This window comes from Acinetobacter sp. PK01, from assembly GCF_022819285.1.
Lineage (GTDB): Bacteria > Pseudomonadota > Gammaproteobacteria > Pseudomonadales > Moraxellaceae > Acinetobacter > Acinetobacter tandoii.
In genome coordinates, this window is the sequence record NZ_CP094643.1 from 2,828,135 (window position 1) to 2,843,244 (window position 15,110).

Here is a 15,110-nt window from a genome sequence, read left to right on the forward strand (position 1 = left end):
ATTTATCCACTCACAGCATAAATGCTTGACAAGTTTAGCTGATGATCGTTTTTAATCGCAGGCATTATAGAGTTACACCCCTGAACATGCAATCATTTCCCGACCTAAGTCGAGTTTTTTTCAATACAATAAATGTCTAGCAGCTGATTAAATATTGATTATTTTGTCTTCATTGACGCGCAGTTAATACACAATTTTTGACTTGTTGCGCCAAATCTGACCATGCTGAAATGAAGTTATTTTCTGCTGTTAAACTTTCATCAACCGCTTGAAACACAATAGGCTGCAGTTTTTGATACTGATTGGCGCTGGCATGAGCTTCTGCCAATAAGCACATTTTCTTTTGCCCACGATGATCATTCAAATATTTGATTTGTGCCAGTGTTGGCGCAATATGTGGATCATCAGTCATTGATCCAGCAAGTTTTAAGTGTAATGGGCGTTCTAAGTACTGATAAGCATCGTGATAGGCCCAATACGGCTGCACTGCACCTTGATTTTGGAATTTTTGCGCTATACCAAACATCTGCTTGGCAAAGACTTGTGCATTATGCCAATACTTATCACGGTATTGAGGTTGTTGCTGTGAACGTAATGCTGCAACAAAGAAGCCAATCCGTACTGCATTGTTTGGGTCTAACCACACATGGGTATCGACTGTGTTGGCTAAAGGTGCACCACGTGTACTACGTTGCGGTAAGGTTTTAACTAATCCTGAAGACAAGATAGAAACCGCTTTAGGATTATTATGCAGTAATTTATCCAGTGGAGCTTCATGAGCTTTACCGAGCCAAATCACCAATCCAGCGTCTTGTATTGCCTTGCGATGTGCGGGTGTTAAAGATACATCATGCCCAGTTTGATTTTCCAAGAGTAAAACTGGTCGCTCTACCCCTTTTGTGACTTCTTGTGCAATCAAATATAACGGATGCGTTGAAACCACAAGACTTTGAGTCCACCCCACAGTACTTAGAATGGACAGTAAACAAAAAGCGAATAGACGAGACATGATCAAACAGCACTAAATTTTATCTAGTGTTATAATATAACAATTTAATAAAAATACCTACGTCTAATCGTAACTTAAAGCGGTTCATGTTAAAATTTAATGTCAATTTTTCTATTTCAAGCCCGAACTGAGGTTGCTATGAGCTTATGTTCGCATGAACATCACAATGCATTACATGGCGTACATGATCATCATAATGTCGCGACACGCCTTGCGGAAGCTGAAAGCCTCTGTGCAGCCACTGGCGCGCGCTTAACCCCACTTCGTAAAGAAGTGTTGGAACTGATTTTGACTGCACAAGGCCCAATGGGGGCTTATGATTTACTCGCAAAGATCAAAAGCGAATCTGATCGCCCAGCAGCCCCACCGACCGTTTATCGCACACTGGATTTCTTATTAGAAAAGGGACTGATTCATCGGCTGACTTCAATCAATGCCTATATCCCCTGCTGCCATCCCCGCGAAGGTCATCAAGCGGCATTTTTAATTTGTACTGAATGTCATATTGTGAAAGAAGCATCTTCCGAAGGTCTATTACAACAATTAGATGCACTCGCCTCTTCTGATCATTTCACTGCACAACACAGCATTATTGAGATTTCTGGAAAATGTCAGAATTGCAGCCAAGCGAATTAAGCACTCCTGTACTCATTGCTTTAGAGCAAATTAGCGTCCGTATCGATGACCGTGACATTCTGAAACAGATTGACTTTTCAATCCATGAACAAGAAATTGTCACCTTAATTGGCCCTAACGGTGCGGGGAAATCAACCCTAATTAAAGTGCTACTCGGCATTTTAAGACCCAATGCTGGACAAGTATCGTCTACACGTAAACTTAAATTTTCTTATGTACCACAGAAATTTAACCCATCGCACAGCCTACCCTTACGTGTGAAAGACTTACTTGATTTAGAGTCCTGCCCTGCTGCAATTAAACAAGAAATTATTCAAGACACAGGCATTGCCAAACTGCAAGATTCAAAAGTACAACAACTGTCTGGTGGTGAACGACAACGTGTGTTATTAGCGCGGGCCTTACTGCGCCAACCTGACCTTTTGGTCCTTGATGAACCAATGCAAGGGCTTGATATTCAGTCTGAAGCTGAACTGTATGATTACGTTCGTAGCCTGCCTGAAAAATATCGTTGTGCGGTATTGATGGTGTCGCATGATTTACAGTGGGTGATGCAAGGTACGCAGCGCGTGGTCTGCTTGAATAAGCATATTTGCTGTAGCGGCTTACCTGAAAATATTCAACAGCATCCAGAATACCAAGCCATTTTTGGCACCAATCGTGTGTTCTATCAACACCATCATGATCATTGTGCTCATGGAGATAGTGCCACAGCCTGCCAACATGATCCTCGTCCTCATATTCACCCTGAACCGGAAGCCTAATAGATGTTGGAATGGTTAGATCTGCTATTACCTGCTTGGACCATGGGGACATTATTGGTGTTCTTAACTGCACCTTTGGGCTGTTTGATGCTTTGGCGTCGTATGTCGTTCTTCGCAGACACCATGGCACACGGGACTTTGTTGGGCGTAGCGATTGCAGGTGCCCTCAGTCTACCGTTTTGGGTCGGTGTCACTTTATTGGCATTTATGCTGGTCGCCATTTTATGGGTACTGCATGATCCGCGTTTACCCAATGATGCCTTGCTAGCCCTCTGTTCAGCCACTTTGCTGTGTGCAGGCTTAATGCTGATTCAACATTTACCAAGTTTAAGACCTGAATTACTCAGTTATTTATTTGGTGACTTGCTCACGATTGCTTGGTCTGATTTACCCATGTTTGCGATTGTGATTGCACTGGCACTGGCAGTACTATTCAAATACTGGAAAGTCCAAATTCAAATTGCGATTGATCCCGACATTGCTATTAGTGAAGGCGTGAATGCGAAATGGCAACGTTTAGTATTTATGTTACTGCTTGCTGTATTTACCGTTTTGGCATTGCGCGCCGTGGGTTCACTGTTAATGGGAGCGCTTTTGGTGATTCCAGCACTTACTGCTCGTCTACTCGCACACTCACCTAAACAAATGGTGATTTGGGCTTTTATTGCAGCTCAATTTGGCGTCAGTGTAGGTCTATGGTCGAGTGCTGCGCTCAATACCCCAACAGGTCTCAGCATCGTGCTATGTATGGCGTTGGTTTTTGCGCTGATTTTTGCCGTTCAAAAAGTGAGAAAAATGGCTTAATCCATCATCTCTCATACATAATCTTGATCGCTCTCTATTATTGATGCACCAAACTTAAAAGTCCCGCAGCACAACTAAATAGCACAGCAAAAGTACGATTCATGTATTTTTGCTGTTTTGGAGATTTCAACAGTTTCAACACCTTTGCCGCTAAACCTGTATAGCCTGCCATCACAATCAAGTCGATACTGATCATGGTCACAGCCATCATTACATACTGAATCCACTGTGGCTTAGACAAGTCTAAGAACTGGGGCAATACTGCCAATAAAAATACGATTGCCTTTGGGTTGCTCATATTGACCAAGAAACCATAACCCACCAGTTTGGGAATCGACTTTGTTGCTTGTTGTTCTTGCTCAATTTCAATGGACTGTACAGGTGCCTTCCACTGCAAGTAAGCCAAATACAATAAGTAGCCCACACCAAACCACTTCACCAACAGAAAAGCCCAAGGTGTAGTGGCAAAAAGCACCCCGACCCCAGCGGCAACAATCCCAATTTGCACCAACAGCGCCAGTTGCAAACCAATCGCATTCCAGTAACCACGACGAAATCCATAGTTTAAACCACTCGACATCGAGGCAATTGCCCCTGCTCCAGGTGAAACACTAATCACCCAGCATGCCAACATAAACGCCATCCAAACTTGAAAAGACATCGTCACACCACCTCAGAAAAACAGGTCATTATATGACTTTTCACACATTCAATGTGCTGAGAAATTCTCACTCAAGAATAATACAGTTTAGGCTATTCAGCTATGCATGGATCAGGCACAATAAAACTCAGCCACACATTGAATAAAAATCAAAGGAGCTATAAATGACCGCACAATCCGTAATTTTACCCTTACCTTCAGATCATGCCCGCTTTATCGTATTACGTTTAAAAGATTTAACGTTGCCTGAACTAAAAGAAAAGATCGAAGATTTACTGGACACGCGAGATCGTTTAATTACTCAACATCCAACTGCAGGAATTAAGACCGCGATTGCCTTTGGGCCTGAACTTTGGACAAAACTCTATACACAATCTCCTGAGGGATTCAAACAACTTGCTCCAATTCAGGGTGCCTTTGAAATGCCAGCTGTACCCGCGGATGTGCTGATTCACATTGCCTCACAACGTAGTGACATCTGCTTTACTTTAAGCCAAGCTTTCTTCGATGGGATTCAAGATAAAGTTGAAGTTTTGGATGAACGTGTGTGTTTTCGCTATTTTGATGGGCGAGATTTAACAGGCTTTATTGATGGCACTGAAAACCCACAATTTCCTGATGATCGTGCAGAAACAGCACTTTTAGCAGAAGATGCAGGTATTTTTGCAGATGGTTCTTTTGTATTTGCACAGCGCTATATACATGATTTAGATAAATGGAAACGTCTAAAAGTCGACGCACAAGAAAATGTCATGGGTCGCTCAAAACTAGAAAGCATTGAAATGGATGATGACGTCAAACCAGAAAATGCTCATATTGCACGTGTTGTGATTGAAGATGATAAAGGTGAAGAGATGGAAATTTTGCGTCATTCTTTACCTTATGGCGATGGTAAAGGTGAGCAAGGCCTGTTCTTTATTGCTTATACCAAAAACCTTGCCATCATTGATAACATGTTAGAGCACATGTTTGGCACAACTGGTGATGGCATTCATGACCGCCTATTGCATTTTGTGACCGCAGTAGATGGTGCTTACTTCTTTGCTCCGAGCGAGGAGTTACTGGAAGAGGTTTTGGAAGTCTAGATTACTAATCTTCAAATAATGAATTCCCCAAGCTAATAACTCGCTCTCTTTAATTATTTGCTTGGGGGTATACATCAAATCGATGTTTAATTCAAATCAATCTTTTTCCCATGAAAATATACATTTTGGCTATCATCCACTTTAAATGACTTAACTACACCTAGTGCTTTGGTTCTGAATAAGCCATTTAAAAAATAAGACAAATAGATAGTTTCTTGTTCACTATCACCTTCACTATATCTAATAACATATAAAACTCTACCATCACTAGAAGCATTAATATAAGTTGTATCAAATCCTCTTTCGCTTACAAGAAAGCGAAGTTCATTATTTTTATCATTGTTTGATATTTCTTTTAACTTCTCGTTATTAAGAACATTTTGCTTACACTTTAATTCATTACACATAAATTTATTTTTTTCAAATAAAATTGGGAAAGTTCCTTTTTCATATATTATTTTTTATCTTTTTGTATTTTTTTGAAAAAATTTTTATCATTTGAATTAAATAAATAACATTCATTCTCAACATTTATATTATTATCTTGATATGAAAATGTTGTTCCAGAAAAACAAACTTTATTATTATTTTGACTAAATTTAACAACAGACGGTTCTGACGCAATCTCTTCTAATTGATCATCGACAAAATAACCAACATATTGCTCTAATGGATATACTTTTCTTGTTGTAGGATCCAATACAACAAAGTATTTAACTTTCCTAGGTACGCCCTTTCCTGTGTCTCTTTCTTTATCAAATACTAAAGCAACTTTATTTTGAGCAAAGTTTACTTTTTGGCTTAATGCATTATTATAAATTTTTAAATAATTATCTGAGCAAAAATCAACATATCCTTGCTCAAATTTACACTTTGCAACTTTTTCTCGCGTAATAGCACCATTAGTAATATTTTTGTTTTCAACATCAAAATTTTGATTATTCTCTTTAGGGAAACTACAACTGGATACTACTAAACCAATAGAAAATATCATTACTATTTTTAAAAATTTCATTTAAATTTTCCTATTTGCTTAAATGAAGTGCTTTAATTGAACATCGATTTAATAATAAATATTCTCTAAAAACATTCTCTTGCATATAACTGTCATACAATTCCCCACTAGATAACCCCAATGCAGTTTTAGCAGCTGCAAGTGATTAGGCAAAACTCTATGCGAAATAAACCTTAGGTTTCAAGCAGCTAGATCCTATTAAACATGCTTTAATATGCCAACATATCTACTGATGTATTGATTCACATTGCCTAGCAACGCTGAGATATTTGCTTTACTTTTTGATGCTTCACAAGATACTTTTTATCATTGTAAAAAATTATCAATCTAAAGGTGAGCTTAGATTGATAAATAGTAAACCCTAAACTATTCACTCTTGTCACTATTGAAGCAATAGATTATTCACCTACACCAAGACTATCATTTTTGATAGCTCTAGATTAGTTAATATTTATAGATTAACATCAACCTAAAATTCAGCCACTAGTGTTTAACATTTTCTAATCTAAACTATTATGATCTGTACCATCTAACTAAAAATCAGCATAAATGATCTTTTTAACCCCATGCAACTATGAATAGCAAAATATCCTATGAATGCTCAAAGTAAAGTTATATTAATATCTCAATATCAATGAAGGTAGATGTAAATATTCACAATTTAGGTCATTTAACAAATTCCCCGTCTGAGTTTAATTTTAGTTTATAATCTTTACCATGTTCTTTATATAAAATCTCATATTTTTGATTAATTAAAATATTTTTAGAAGCATCTAATGTAATACTCTTAACTAAGCCAAACTTATTCACAGACGTAAGGTTTATTTCTGGGTTTTCACCTTCACCTGAAGAAGGAGAGGCAATTAATAAAACACCGTTAGTCGTTTCTGAAAAAACAACTGAATCACCATAGCTTGGATTAATAAAATTATAAACTTTAATCAGACTAGTACTTTCAATTAAATTAACCCGATTACAACTATTTTTTTGCTCTGATAAAATACAATTGATATGATCATTTGAATTATAAGGTAGTGGTGTTATATAAAAACCATCACCATTTTCTATTTTTCTCAATATTTCTGTACTTTTTTTATCTTGATTTAAGCCATTTAATCTAGTCTTATATTCTTGATTATAGCAAGATTCTCGCGCTAAAGCAGCACCCTCACCCAAACTATAATTTAACCTTCCCTCACATTTGTTATAAGTTTCTTTCTCCCATTTTTTAAAGTCTTTTTCTTTATCATTTAATTGTTTTTTCAAAAAAACATTATCTTTAAAAAGACAGTTTAAATTTTGACTCACATTATCAGATTTACACTTCTTTTCTGAAGCATTTGTACATGAAGATATTAAAATATTCAGACTTACTAAACATAAAATAAGCACATATCTTTTTCCAAGAAAAAACATCTTAAATTCCTTTAAAATCATCTGGCAAAACCACTTTAAATGGTTTTGGCATTTTACTCTTTAACTCTTTAACTGTCCCGTGCGCATGCACAGCTTTACCATTTCCAAAAACCAACCCACTTTTAACTGCTTGATCATGAAATTCATCTACCCACATTTTCCTATTATATTCATCAGAATAATATTTATTTGCATAATGCAGATTTTCTCCAATGATAGATCTCTTACCTTTCGATCTCTCTATTAAGTATGAATTAACAAATTCTTTAATCCTTTCACTAACATGAGTAAATGGCATATTCTGAACAGAACCATAAGGCTCTAAACTTTTAGGTCCAGTAATTTTAGAGAATTGTCTATGCGCGTTAACAACACTTCTCACGGAATCACCCCAAACACCTGATTTTGTTCTATTTAATATAGTATCAACAACTCCAGCAGCTTGTTCATAGAAAAATTTCTCTGTTTTAAATTTTATTACTTCTGTTTCTGCAACTTTCATAATATCAATAATATCATTTTGGGATAACACTAACTTCCCATCTAATTCGGGTAAAGCTGTATTGCCAGGTTGTGCAATAACACCAGCACAAGAGAATAGTGAACCCTTATTCGCTTTGTTTACTATATTAAATAATTTATCCCCATTAAGATCAGAAACTGTTTTCTTAAAAAAATTATTATTAAAATATTCTTTCGAGAATCCCATTATATCAAAATGTACCCAAGTTACCGCTCCTTTATCTCCATTATTAAATACTTTTGGCTCTAAATAAATCCTATTTAAACTCCTCTGCTCTGTTGCACCCATTTTTTTAGCTATTATCTCTTTTCTAATAAATTCCATATCTGCCAATTCCCTTGTTCTCTTTCCTTTTTTATTAAAATGAATATCAAGAGCCAAACCCATATGGTTTACAGTTGTCCTTTTCTTTATTTTATTGTTTTCTATACACCTATAACCTGATGCAATATAAGCTACTTCAATTTTATTCTTATGAAACTCATTCTTTAAATAAAAATTTAAGGCTTTCAATATCCAGATTAATGATCTATGTAAGCCTGAATACTCATTCGCTTTAGCTAAACCAGATTTTTCCCCCATTCTTCCATTACCAAATCCTGTGCATTTCCCACAATCACAACTAGCATTACTCATAAAACCAGCTATTGGATAATCTTTATACATTTGATCTAAAGCCACTAAAACAGAACCACAAATTTTTCCAGTTTCAGGAACCCCCATATAGTCCCGTTGAAATTGCTTAATACATTTTGCGGTTAGCTCGGTAAACTCATCTGTAGGCAAAGCTCCACCAAAACCTGCTAAACGAATATTCACCTCTCGAATAAGCTCGCTAGTACCGCTTGAAATACATTGTGGATTGGTTTTACATAAATTTGGAGCATCTGCTTTCGGAGTTCCACCATCCTGACTGCGGTCATCAACCGTCAATATTTTGGAAACAGTACTTGTGGCTTCATTTAACGTTTTCTTACCTTCTTCATAAAGTTCATTTACTTGCTTTAAAATTTCATCATCTAAAATTCCTGTATCTTTTTTAGACTGTGAACTGACCTGAGAGGGTTTCTTTACCTCTGGACTTGTTGAGGCGTTATTGTTTGATGTTTTATTCTTTTTCTGTGTTGCCTGCTTATTTTTTTCTTGATGTGTATGATTTCCCGTTGCAGGAATATTTACATCCAACTTAATAATTTGGCCAATACTAATTTTATTCGGATCATCTATCTTATTTAAACGCGCCAATGCACGAACTGTCGTATGATTTTTTTGGGCAATTTCAAATAACGTTTCACCTTTTTTTACGACATGAGTTTTTCTCTTATACTGCCCACTCTTTCCCTGATTTGTTAATGTCTTTAAGTCTAAAAGTACTTTTGGGCTAATAATCTTTACCAACATCCTATCTTTAGACAGGGCAAAACTTTGTACTCTCACCATTAAACTATTAAACATACTTTTGACATAAACATCCAATACCGTGCCTTTATCTCGGCTAATTTCGACAATACATCCCGATGAATTCGTTGCACCTGCTGCAATAACTTGCCCAGTTTTCTGATTTTTTACCTGATATTGTACTTTCGCGATCGGACTAGCAAATAAGTCAAGAATCTGTATAGTTACTAATGATTTTTTCTTCATTTTTAAGCCTTTTGATCTTCGTTATTATGCATTTCAAGATTCTCTGCACTATTATTTTGATTAACTAAAAAATCATCTTCATCAAAACTTTCAATTTGTAACCCCCACTCATCATCCGAGCCAACTAAGACTTGAACCTTCGCTGGATCTGCTGTATTAATTTTCCCTGTACGACCATGCTCATCAATTGTTCCCGTAATAAATGAATTCGTATCTGGAATAAATGCCTTATAACTGAGCTGACTAAAGTCACTAGCCCAAAATAAATCGTAAACATCTAAACGATTACTAAAAGTTGGAGTATTAGGCAATTGTGGCACCTCATATGAAACTTTTGCCCCACTCGTAAACAAATGCTGCCCAGCTTTACTCTCAAACTTACCGCCTGTAGTTGAAAATACGCCATCTGCATTAATTTTGAATTGAGACCCACCCGCTGTTAGTACAATTTCTTTTGGACTTGTAAGTTCGATTTTATCTTCAGTAGAAATGAGTTTGATGACCTTCTTGGCGATTGCCTCAATCGCATCATCTTGTGCTTGTAACTCCAACTTTCCTTTTGCGGCATAAGCTTTAAAGCCCTTTTGTGCGGCAAACAAACTGATTTTGTCCTGTGCATGCCCAATAATATTTTTCTGAGCACTTAGGTTAATTGAACCACTGGCACTCTCCGCAATATCCTGCGAAGCTTGCAGAATAATGTTTTCAGGTGTTGTTAAAGCAATCCCATTAGGTGATGCTAATAACATCAATGCCTGTCTAAAAATCTTGCCTTGTTCTTGCTGCTTTGCATCAGAACTACTTTCTAGACCTTGGGTATACCCCTCCATAAAGTCTTGCAAAGAATCTAATGCTTTGGATGGTGTAACTTCCAATTTATTTCCTTTGCGAAAAGTTCCACATGCACTCATCAAGTCAAAATCTTGAATATCCACATTGGCTAAAACTTTTCCTACTTCCTGAATACTCTCAAAAGGGTTTTGCTGAATTCGATCCTTGATACTTGCCAATTTACCTTTAACCAGATCAGCACCATGTTCTTCAACATTTTCAATAAATGCTTTTAAATTTTCAGCAGCATCCTTGGCATCACTAAAGAATGCATTGAACTCCTCTACAACGGTTTTGGTATCGCCCCCTAATGCCCCGATGTCTGCAATAAAACCGCCACAATCCTTTAATGCATGAATTGGATCTTTATTCATACTTTCTTTGAACAGATTTAATGTGCTTTCTAGCGCTTGCCCTGTGGTTTTTAACTCGAGTGATTGAATAAACTTCGGCAACCGATGAATCACATTCAAGGCATCTGTTTGCTGTTTCACTGCAATTTCGCTCAGTACATTCATACTGTCGTAGCCCTGTGAAAGCAAAGACTGCGCTTGGGCTGCTTCTAAGTGGTCAGCAATCGCTTGCTCTTGCGCATAAGTACTAATCAGCATGCCTTTGCCAGCACGCACCGCTCCCCAAGCATCAGTTCTGAGTTCGAAGCCCTCGCCTCGACCACTGCTTTGCTCAGTTTCTTTAGGATGACTTAGATTACCCAAATTCAGCTGGGTTGCAGCATGGCTACTTTGCAACTGGGCACTGATCTGACCCGTCGTATCATCAAAACGCAACTGATTAAAACCGCTTCCGTCCACTTCTTGAGAACGTATTCCACTTAATTTCTTCGTCGAAGGTAATTGTCCTTTTACATCAAAACGCGTTGGATAACGTTCAGCTTCATGGATACGTCCAGTGACAAAAGGCCGATCAACGCTGCCATCAAAGAAGTCAATCACCACCAATTCACCGACACGTGGTAGAAAACGGACGCCATAACCTTCGCCTGCCCAAGGCGTTAAAACATCCACCCATGCTGAATCGGTGTCATTTTGATTGCTGCCTGCACCTTCGTCATGCTGATGATCGGAAGATTGGGTAAAGAGAAAACGAACTTTAATTCGCCCCCATTCGTCCACATAAATTTTCTCGCCTTCTGGTCCAACTACACGAGCATGCTGCGGGTAGGCCACGGGGCGATGTGTTAAAGGATTGTATTCAGGTAAAACTCTTATTTGTCGACGGACCAGTGTCAGCTCATTGGCTTGACGCTCTTCAGATGATCTGCGAGAAAAATGACTAGATTCGAGCAAATGACGCAATTGATTGTGTAATTCAACGGGCAAATTGTTTTGGTTATAAAACTGCTTTTCGTAAATCAAAAACTGCTTATCGGCACCTGTGTGTTGGTCAATTTCAGGATGTCCTTGCAATTCAAACCAATACCCCACTTGCGCATCACGCACGCTCGTCTGCGCTTTAAAATATTTAGCGCAAGCAGCTTGATACTGCCCCAAATTCGCATTGAGTTTTTCTAATTGTTGCGTCCCCGATGCCGTGGTCTGATCGGCGCCTGTCAGGTCTGAAATCCAAGCAGGCGTAATTGACCATGCCTGTTCCAAACTGAGGCTTTCATTGGCATAACTTTCACTCTGCTGATGGCTGCTCAACAATGAGCCACTTCCATCATCCTGTTGCAAAGTATCCGCTTGCCAACGTTGAACCGAACTGGCTGTCGACTGTAATTGTCGATGCGCCACCAAACTGGTCATACTATCAAAACGCTCGGTAGCATGACTGCGATGAAAACGGATAATGCCCCGATTCAAAGCAGTAAATTGCAACTGATCATCTATCAATCTTAACTTTTGTGACTCAATCGCTTGCAAAGCATGGCTAACGATCAGACTGGTTTCATCGACCAGCCAATTAATACCCTCACTACGCCATAGACGGGTTAAAAAATCATAATCGGTTTCGTTCGCCTGCATCACAAATGGACGAACATCATAATTTTGAGTTAAACCTGAAAGATCTAGACTCAGGCTAGCATTAAACAGCGTGCTTTTTTCCTGCCATTCCTTAAATAGAATTTCACTAATTTCAGGCACGCTTTTATTCATAAATACTCGACTGTTACGTCGCTTATGCCAAAGTGCCGTTGCATCTTGCAACACCAATCGATAAACCGTAAAAGCACCATCGCTTTGTAATTGGCTGGCTTGGGTAATGATGCCTGTGATCCGTGCCAATTGCCCCATATCGGTCACTTGGTCAACTGCCACTTGGCAACCTATAAATTGCTTTAAGGCCAGATGAGCATTGGTCGATAAACAGATTAATTCGAGTTCTAAGCCAACATTGAGCGCATGTTTCCCCTCAACACGCTGTAGAAAGACCTGCGTATTCAACTCCGCATTGGAAAATTGGACGTGAATAGCCCTTTTTAGTGTCGTTAGACCCAATTGGTCTAAAACACGATGAATATGATTCAACATAGTTGTAATTCGTTATTAAAAGTTATACGTATATTAAGCGCGACATTCTAATGAACCGCTCAAATCAACGTCTAGCTCTTTTTGTAGTATTTTTATTCCATGTTTAAACATACTTTCGAGAAATGTTTTAGGCTCAACACCTATCCATAAAAAAAAGAGACTTACGCCTCTTTTTTATTAAAACCTTTTGATAAGTTTAAAAGGTAATCCGACGATATTGGCGGTATTCTGGTTTCCAGAAATTCGCTTCAATCGCTTCATGTAATAATTCATCGCTGACCATCGGTGCAACGCCTGCATCCATGGCTGCTTTTGCCACTTTAAATGCAATGATTTTAGAAACATTTTGAATATCATTAATATCTGGCAGTAAATCTGCATCAGCGTTACTGAGTTTAGGGGAGCAATCTGCCAAGGCATTGCTTGATGCCATGAGCATACTGTCCGTTACACGAGTTGCGCCTGAAGCTACCACCCCTAAACCAATCCCTGGGAAGATATACGAATTATTGCATTGTGAAATGTTATAAATCTTACCTTGATAATTCACAGGTGCAAAAGGACTTCCTGTGGCAATTAATGCACGCCCTTCGGTCCACTGCACAATATCGGCAGGCACGGCTTCTACACGTGAGGTTGGATTCGACAATGGCAATACAATTGGCGACTCACAATTACTCGCCAAGGTCTTAATCACTTCTTCAGTAAATAGACCTGGTTGACCCGAAACACCAATTAATACCGTCGGTTTAGCCTGCTTAACCACATCCAATAAAGAAATATGTTCTTCAGCATTACCCCAAGTCGCAATCACTTCAGGTTTTTGCGCCAATTTACGTTGGAAATCAAGCAAGTTAGGCTGATTTTCAGTGATCAAACCAAAACGATCCACCATGAACACACGTCCACGCGCCTCAGCTTCAGTTAAACCTTCTGCTACCATTTGCGCAACGATTTGCTCTGCAATACCACAACCTGCTGAACCTGCACCCAAAAAGGTAATAATTTGGTCTTTGAGTTGCTTGCCTGCCGCACGCGATGCCGCAATCAAACTGCCCACTGAAACCGCTGCAGTGCCTTGAATATCATCATTAAAGCAGCACACCTCATCGCGGTATTTGTTTAACAATGGCATCGCATTATTTTGCGCGAAATCCTCAAACTGAATCAGTGCTTTCGGCCAACGACGTTTGATCGCTGCCATCACTTCATCCACAAAGCTATAGTACTCTTCACCACTGATTCGTGGCTGACTCCAACCCATATAGATAGGATCATTCAGCAATTGTTGATTGTTGGTACCCACGTCAAGCGTAATTGGCAAAGTATAAGCTGGGCTAATTCCGCCACATGCAGTATAGAGGGAAAGCTTACCAATCGGGATGCCCATACCACCAATCCCTTGGTCCCCCAGACCTAAAATACGCTCACCATCGGTAATCACAATCACTTTGACATTCTTTTTATTTACATTGTGTAAAATATCATCGATATGTGCACGATCAGGGTATGAAATAAAAATCCCACGATGACGGCGATAGATATCTGAAAAACGCTGACACGCTTCACCTACAGTCGGCGTGTAAATAATTGGCATCATCTCACTTAGATGATTTTCAATCAGATGATAAAACAAAGTCTCATTGGTGTCTTGAATATTGCGCAGGTAAATATGCTTATTAATTTCATCATTGAAAGCACAGTATTGTTGGTATGAGCGCTGGCTTTGCTCTTCAATCGACTCAATCACATGCGGAACCAAGCCATGTAAATTAAAGCGCGTGCGTTCTTCTTCTGTAAAAGCAGAGCCTTTATTTAATAGTGGGAGTTCTAACAGAGTGTTTCCAGCGTACGGGATATATAAAGGGTGTTTCGTCTTCAATTGTGCAGTTGTCATAACCAGTCTCAGTGCGCGCAATCCTCTCAGCAGGATTACTTTACGTCATCAAATTTCTTTTGATTCGGTGTATAGCTTAGACCTATTTTCCCAGCAACGTATATTTAGATACGTGATAATGGTATTAAGATAATTTCGCTATTAAATGGAGCATTATTTATTGTTTTTTTATATTTAAAATACATGCCGATTTCATTAATATTGCTGATATATTTATAATATATAGCTATTTTAGCAAGTTAAAGCTTAAATACACCTAAATCAATTATCATTATTTTCTATAATTTAGTTTTTTACACTCAATTCCATTTAATTCACTTAGTATTTTTTAAA

General features: G+C 38.3%; 11 protein-coding genes and 1 pseudogene. 4 read left to right on the top strand and 8 right to left on the bottom strand.

The window, feature by feature from the left end; all coding sequences use genetic code 11:
* Positions 1 to 169: 169 nt before the first annotated feature.
* Positions 170 to 1,009 carry a zinc ABC transporter substrate-binding protein gene (locus tag MP622_RS13355; RefSeq protein ID WP_243791345.1) on the bottom strand — a complete coding sequence of 280 codons (840 nt, stop codon included), beginning with the start codon at positions 1,007 to 1,009 and terminating at the stop codon, positions 170 to 172.
* 138 nt (positions 1,010 to 1,147) lie between these two features.
* On the opposite strand from MP622_RS13355, the gene MP622_RS13360 reads away from it, so the two are divergent.
* From MP622_RS13360 to znuB, 3 genes are read left to right on the top strand one after another with little or no spacing between them, the layout of a single operon-like run.
* On the top strand, positions 1,148 to 1,645 hold the full coding sequence (locus MP622_RS13360) for a transcriptional repressor (protein ID WP_243791347.1): 498 nt from the start codon (positions 1,148 to 1,150) through the stop codon (positions 1,643 to 1,645).
* Positions 1,618 to 2,409, top strand: coding sequence for a zinc ABC transporter ATP-binding protein ZnuC (gene znuC, locus MP622_RS13365; protein WP_243791349.1), 792 nt, complete (start codon positions 1,618 to 1,620; stop codon positions 2,407 to 2,409). Before MP622_RS13360 ends, znuC begins: the two co-directional genes overlap by 28 nt.
* Before the next feature lie 3 nt (positions 2,410 to 2,412).
* Entirely contained in the window at positions 2,413 to 3,213 is an 801-nt protein-coding gene (gene znuB, locus MP622_RS13370; RefSeq protein ID WP_243791351.1) for a zinc ABC transporter permease subunit ZnuB, read from the top strand.
* A gap of 37 nt (positions 3,214 to 3,250) precedes the next feature.
* Here the strand turns inward: znuB and MP622_RS13375 are convergent, their stop codons facing one another.
* Complete coding sequence (locus MP622_RS13375; RefSeq protein WP_044739586.1) at positions 3,251 to 3,874, bottom strand: LysE family transporter; 624 nt, start codon at positions 3,872 to 3,874, stop codon at positions 3,251 to 3,253.
* A gap of 164 nt (positions 3,875 to 4,038) precedes the next feature.
* Between MP622_RS13375 and MP622_RS13380 the strand changes: the two genes are divergently transcribed.
* Positions 4,039 to 4,959 carry a Dyp-type peroxidase gene (locus MP622_RS13380; RefSeq protein ID WP_243791352.1) on the top strand — a complete coding sequence of 307 codons (921 nt, stop codon included), beginning with the start codon at positions 4,039 to 4,041 and terminating at the stop codon, positions 4,957 to 4,959.
* Positions 4,960 to 5,045: 86 nt separating this feature from the next.
* On the opposite strand, the gene MP622_RS13385 is transcribed toward MP622_RS13380, so the two are convergent.
* The 6 genes and pseudogenes from MP622_RS13385 to MP622_RS13410 all read right to left on the bottom strand — a co-directional run bounded on the left by MP622_RS13385 (position 5,046) and on the right by MP622_RS13410 (position 14,777).
* Positions 5,046 to 5,366, bottom strand: a complete 321-nt coding sequence (locus MP622_RS13385) for a hypothetical protein (RefSeq protein ID WP_243791354.1) — start codon at positions 5,364 to 5,366, stop codon at positions 5,046 to 5,048.
* Positions 5,367 to 5,413: 47 nt separating this feature from the next.
* A complete protein-coding gene (locus tag MP622_RS13390) occupies positions 5,414 to 5,974 on the bottom strand; it encodes a hypothetical protein (RefSeq protein WP_243791355.1) in 561 nt (186 codons plus the stop codon).
* Positions 5,975 to 6,640: 666 nt separating this feature from the next.
* Positions 6,641 to 7,045: pseudogene (locus MP622_RS17430) on the bottom strand (hypothetical protein); the annotation flags it as partial.
* 346 nt (positions 7,046 to 7,391) lie between these two features.
* Positions 7,392 to 9,557, bottom strand: coding sequence for a LysM peptidoglycan-binding domain-containing protein (locus tag MP622_RS13400; RefSeq protein WP_243791359.1), 2,166 nt, complete (start codon positions 9,555 to 9,557; stop codon positions 7,392 to 7,394).
* Between the two features lie 2 nt (positions 9,558 to 9,559).
* Positions 9,560 to 12,880 (bottom strand): type VI secretion system Vgr family protein, encoded by a 3,321-nt coding sequence (locus MP622_RS13405; protein ID WP_243791361.1) that lies wholly within the window; start codon positions 12,878 to 12,880, stop codon positions 9,560 to 9,562.
* A 196-nt stretch (positions 12,881 to 13,076) separates the two neighbouring features.
* Positions 13,077 to 14,777 (bottom strand): NAD-dependent malic enzyme, encoded by a 1,701-nt coding sequence (locus tag MP622_RS13410; protein ID WP_104441243.1) that lies wholly within the window; start codon positions 14,775 to 14,777, stop codon positions 13,077 to 13,079.
* Positions 14,778 to 15,110 lie beyond the last annotated feature (333 nt).

Excerpts from the sequence above, each read along its gene's own strand:
- MP622_RS13355 (WP_243791345.1), bottom strand. The coding sequence starts at position 1,009 with ATGTCTCGTCTATTCGCTTTTTGTTTACTGTCCATTCTAAGTACTGTG.
- MP622_RS13360 (WP_243791347.1), top strand. The coding sequence starts at position 1,148 with ATGAGCTTATGTTCGCATGAACATCACAATGCATTACATGGCGTACAT.
- znuC (WP_243791349.1), top strand. The coding sequence starts at position 1,618 with ATGTCAGAATTGCAGCCAAGCGAATTAAGCACTCCTGTACTCATTGCT.
- znuB (WP_243791351.1), top strand. The coding sequence starts at position 2,413 with ATGTTGGAATGGTTAGATCTGCTATTACCTGCTTGGACCATGGGGACA.
- MP622_RS13375 (WP_044739586.1), bottom strand. The coding sequence starts at position 3,874 with ATGTCTTTTCAAGTTTGGATGGCGTTTATGTTGGCATGCTGGGTGATT.
- MP622_RS13380 (WP_243791352.1), top strand. The coding sequence starts at position 4,039 with ATGACCGCACAATCCGTAATTTTACCCTTACCTTCAGATCATGCCCGC.
- MP622_RS13385 (WP_243791354.1), bottom strand. The coding sequence starts at position 5,366 with ATGTGTAATGAATTAAAGTGTAAGCAAAATGTTCTTAATAACGAGAAG.
- MP622_RS13390 (WP_243791355.1), bottom strand. The coding sequence starts at position 5,974 with ATGAAATTTTTAAAAATAGTAATGATATTTTCTATTGGTTTAGTAGTA.
- MP622_RS13400 (WP_243791359.1), bottom strand. The coding sequence starts at position 9,557 with ATGAAGAAAAAATCATTAGTAACTATACAGATTCTTGACTTATTTGCT.
- MP622_RS13405 (WP_243791361.1), bottom strand. The coding sequence starts at position 12,880 with ATGTTGAATCATATTCATCGTGTTTTAGACCAATTGGGTCTAACGACA.
- MP622_RS13410 (WP_104441243.1), bottom strand. The coding sequence starts at position 14,777 with ATGACAACTGCACAATTGAAGACGAAACACCCTTTATATATCCCGTAC.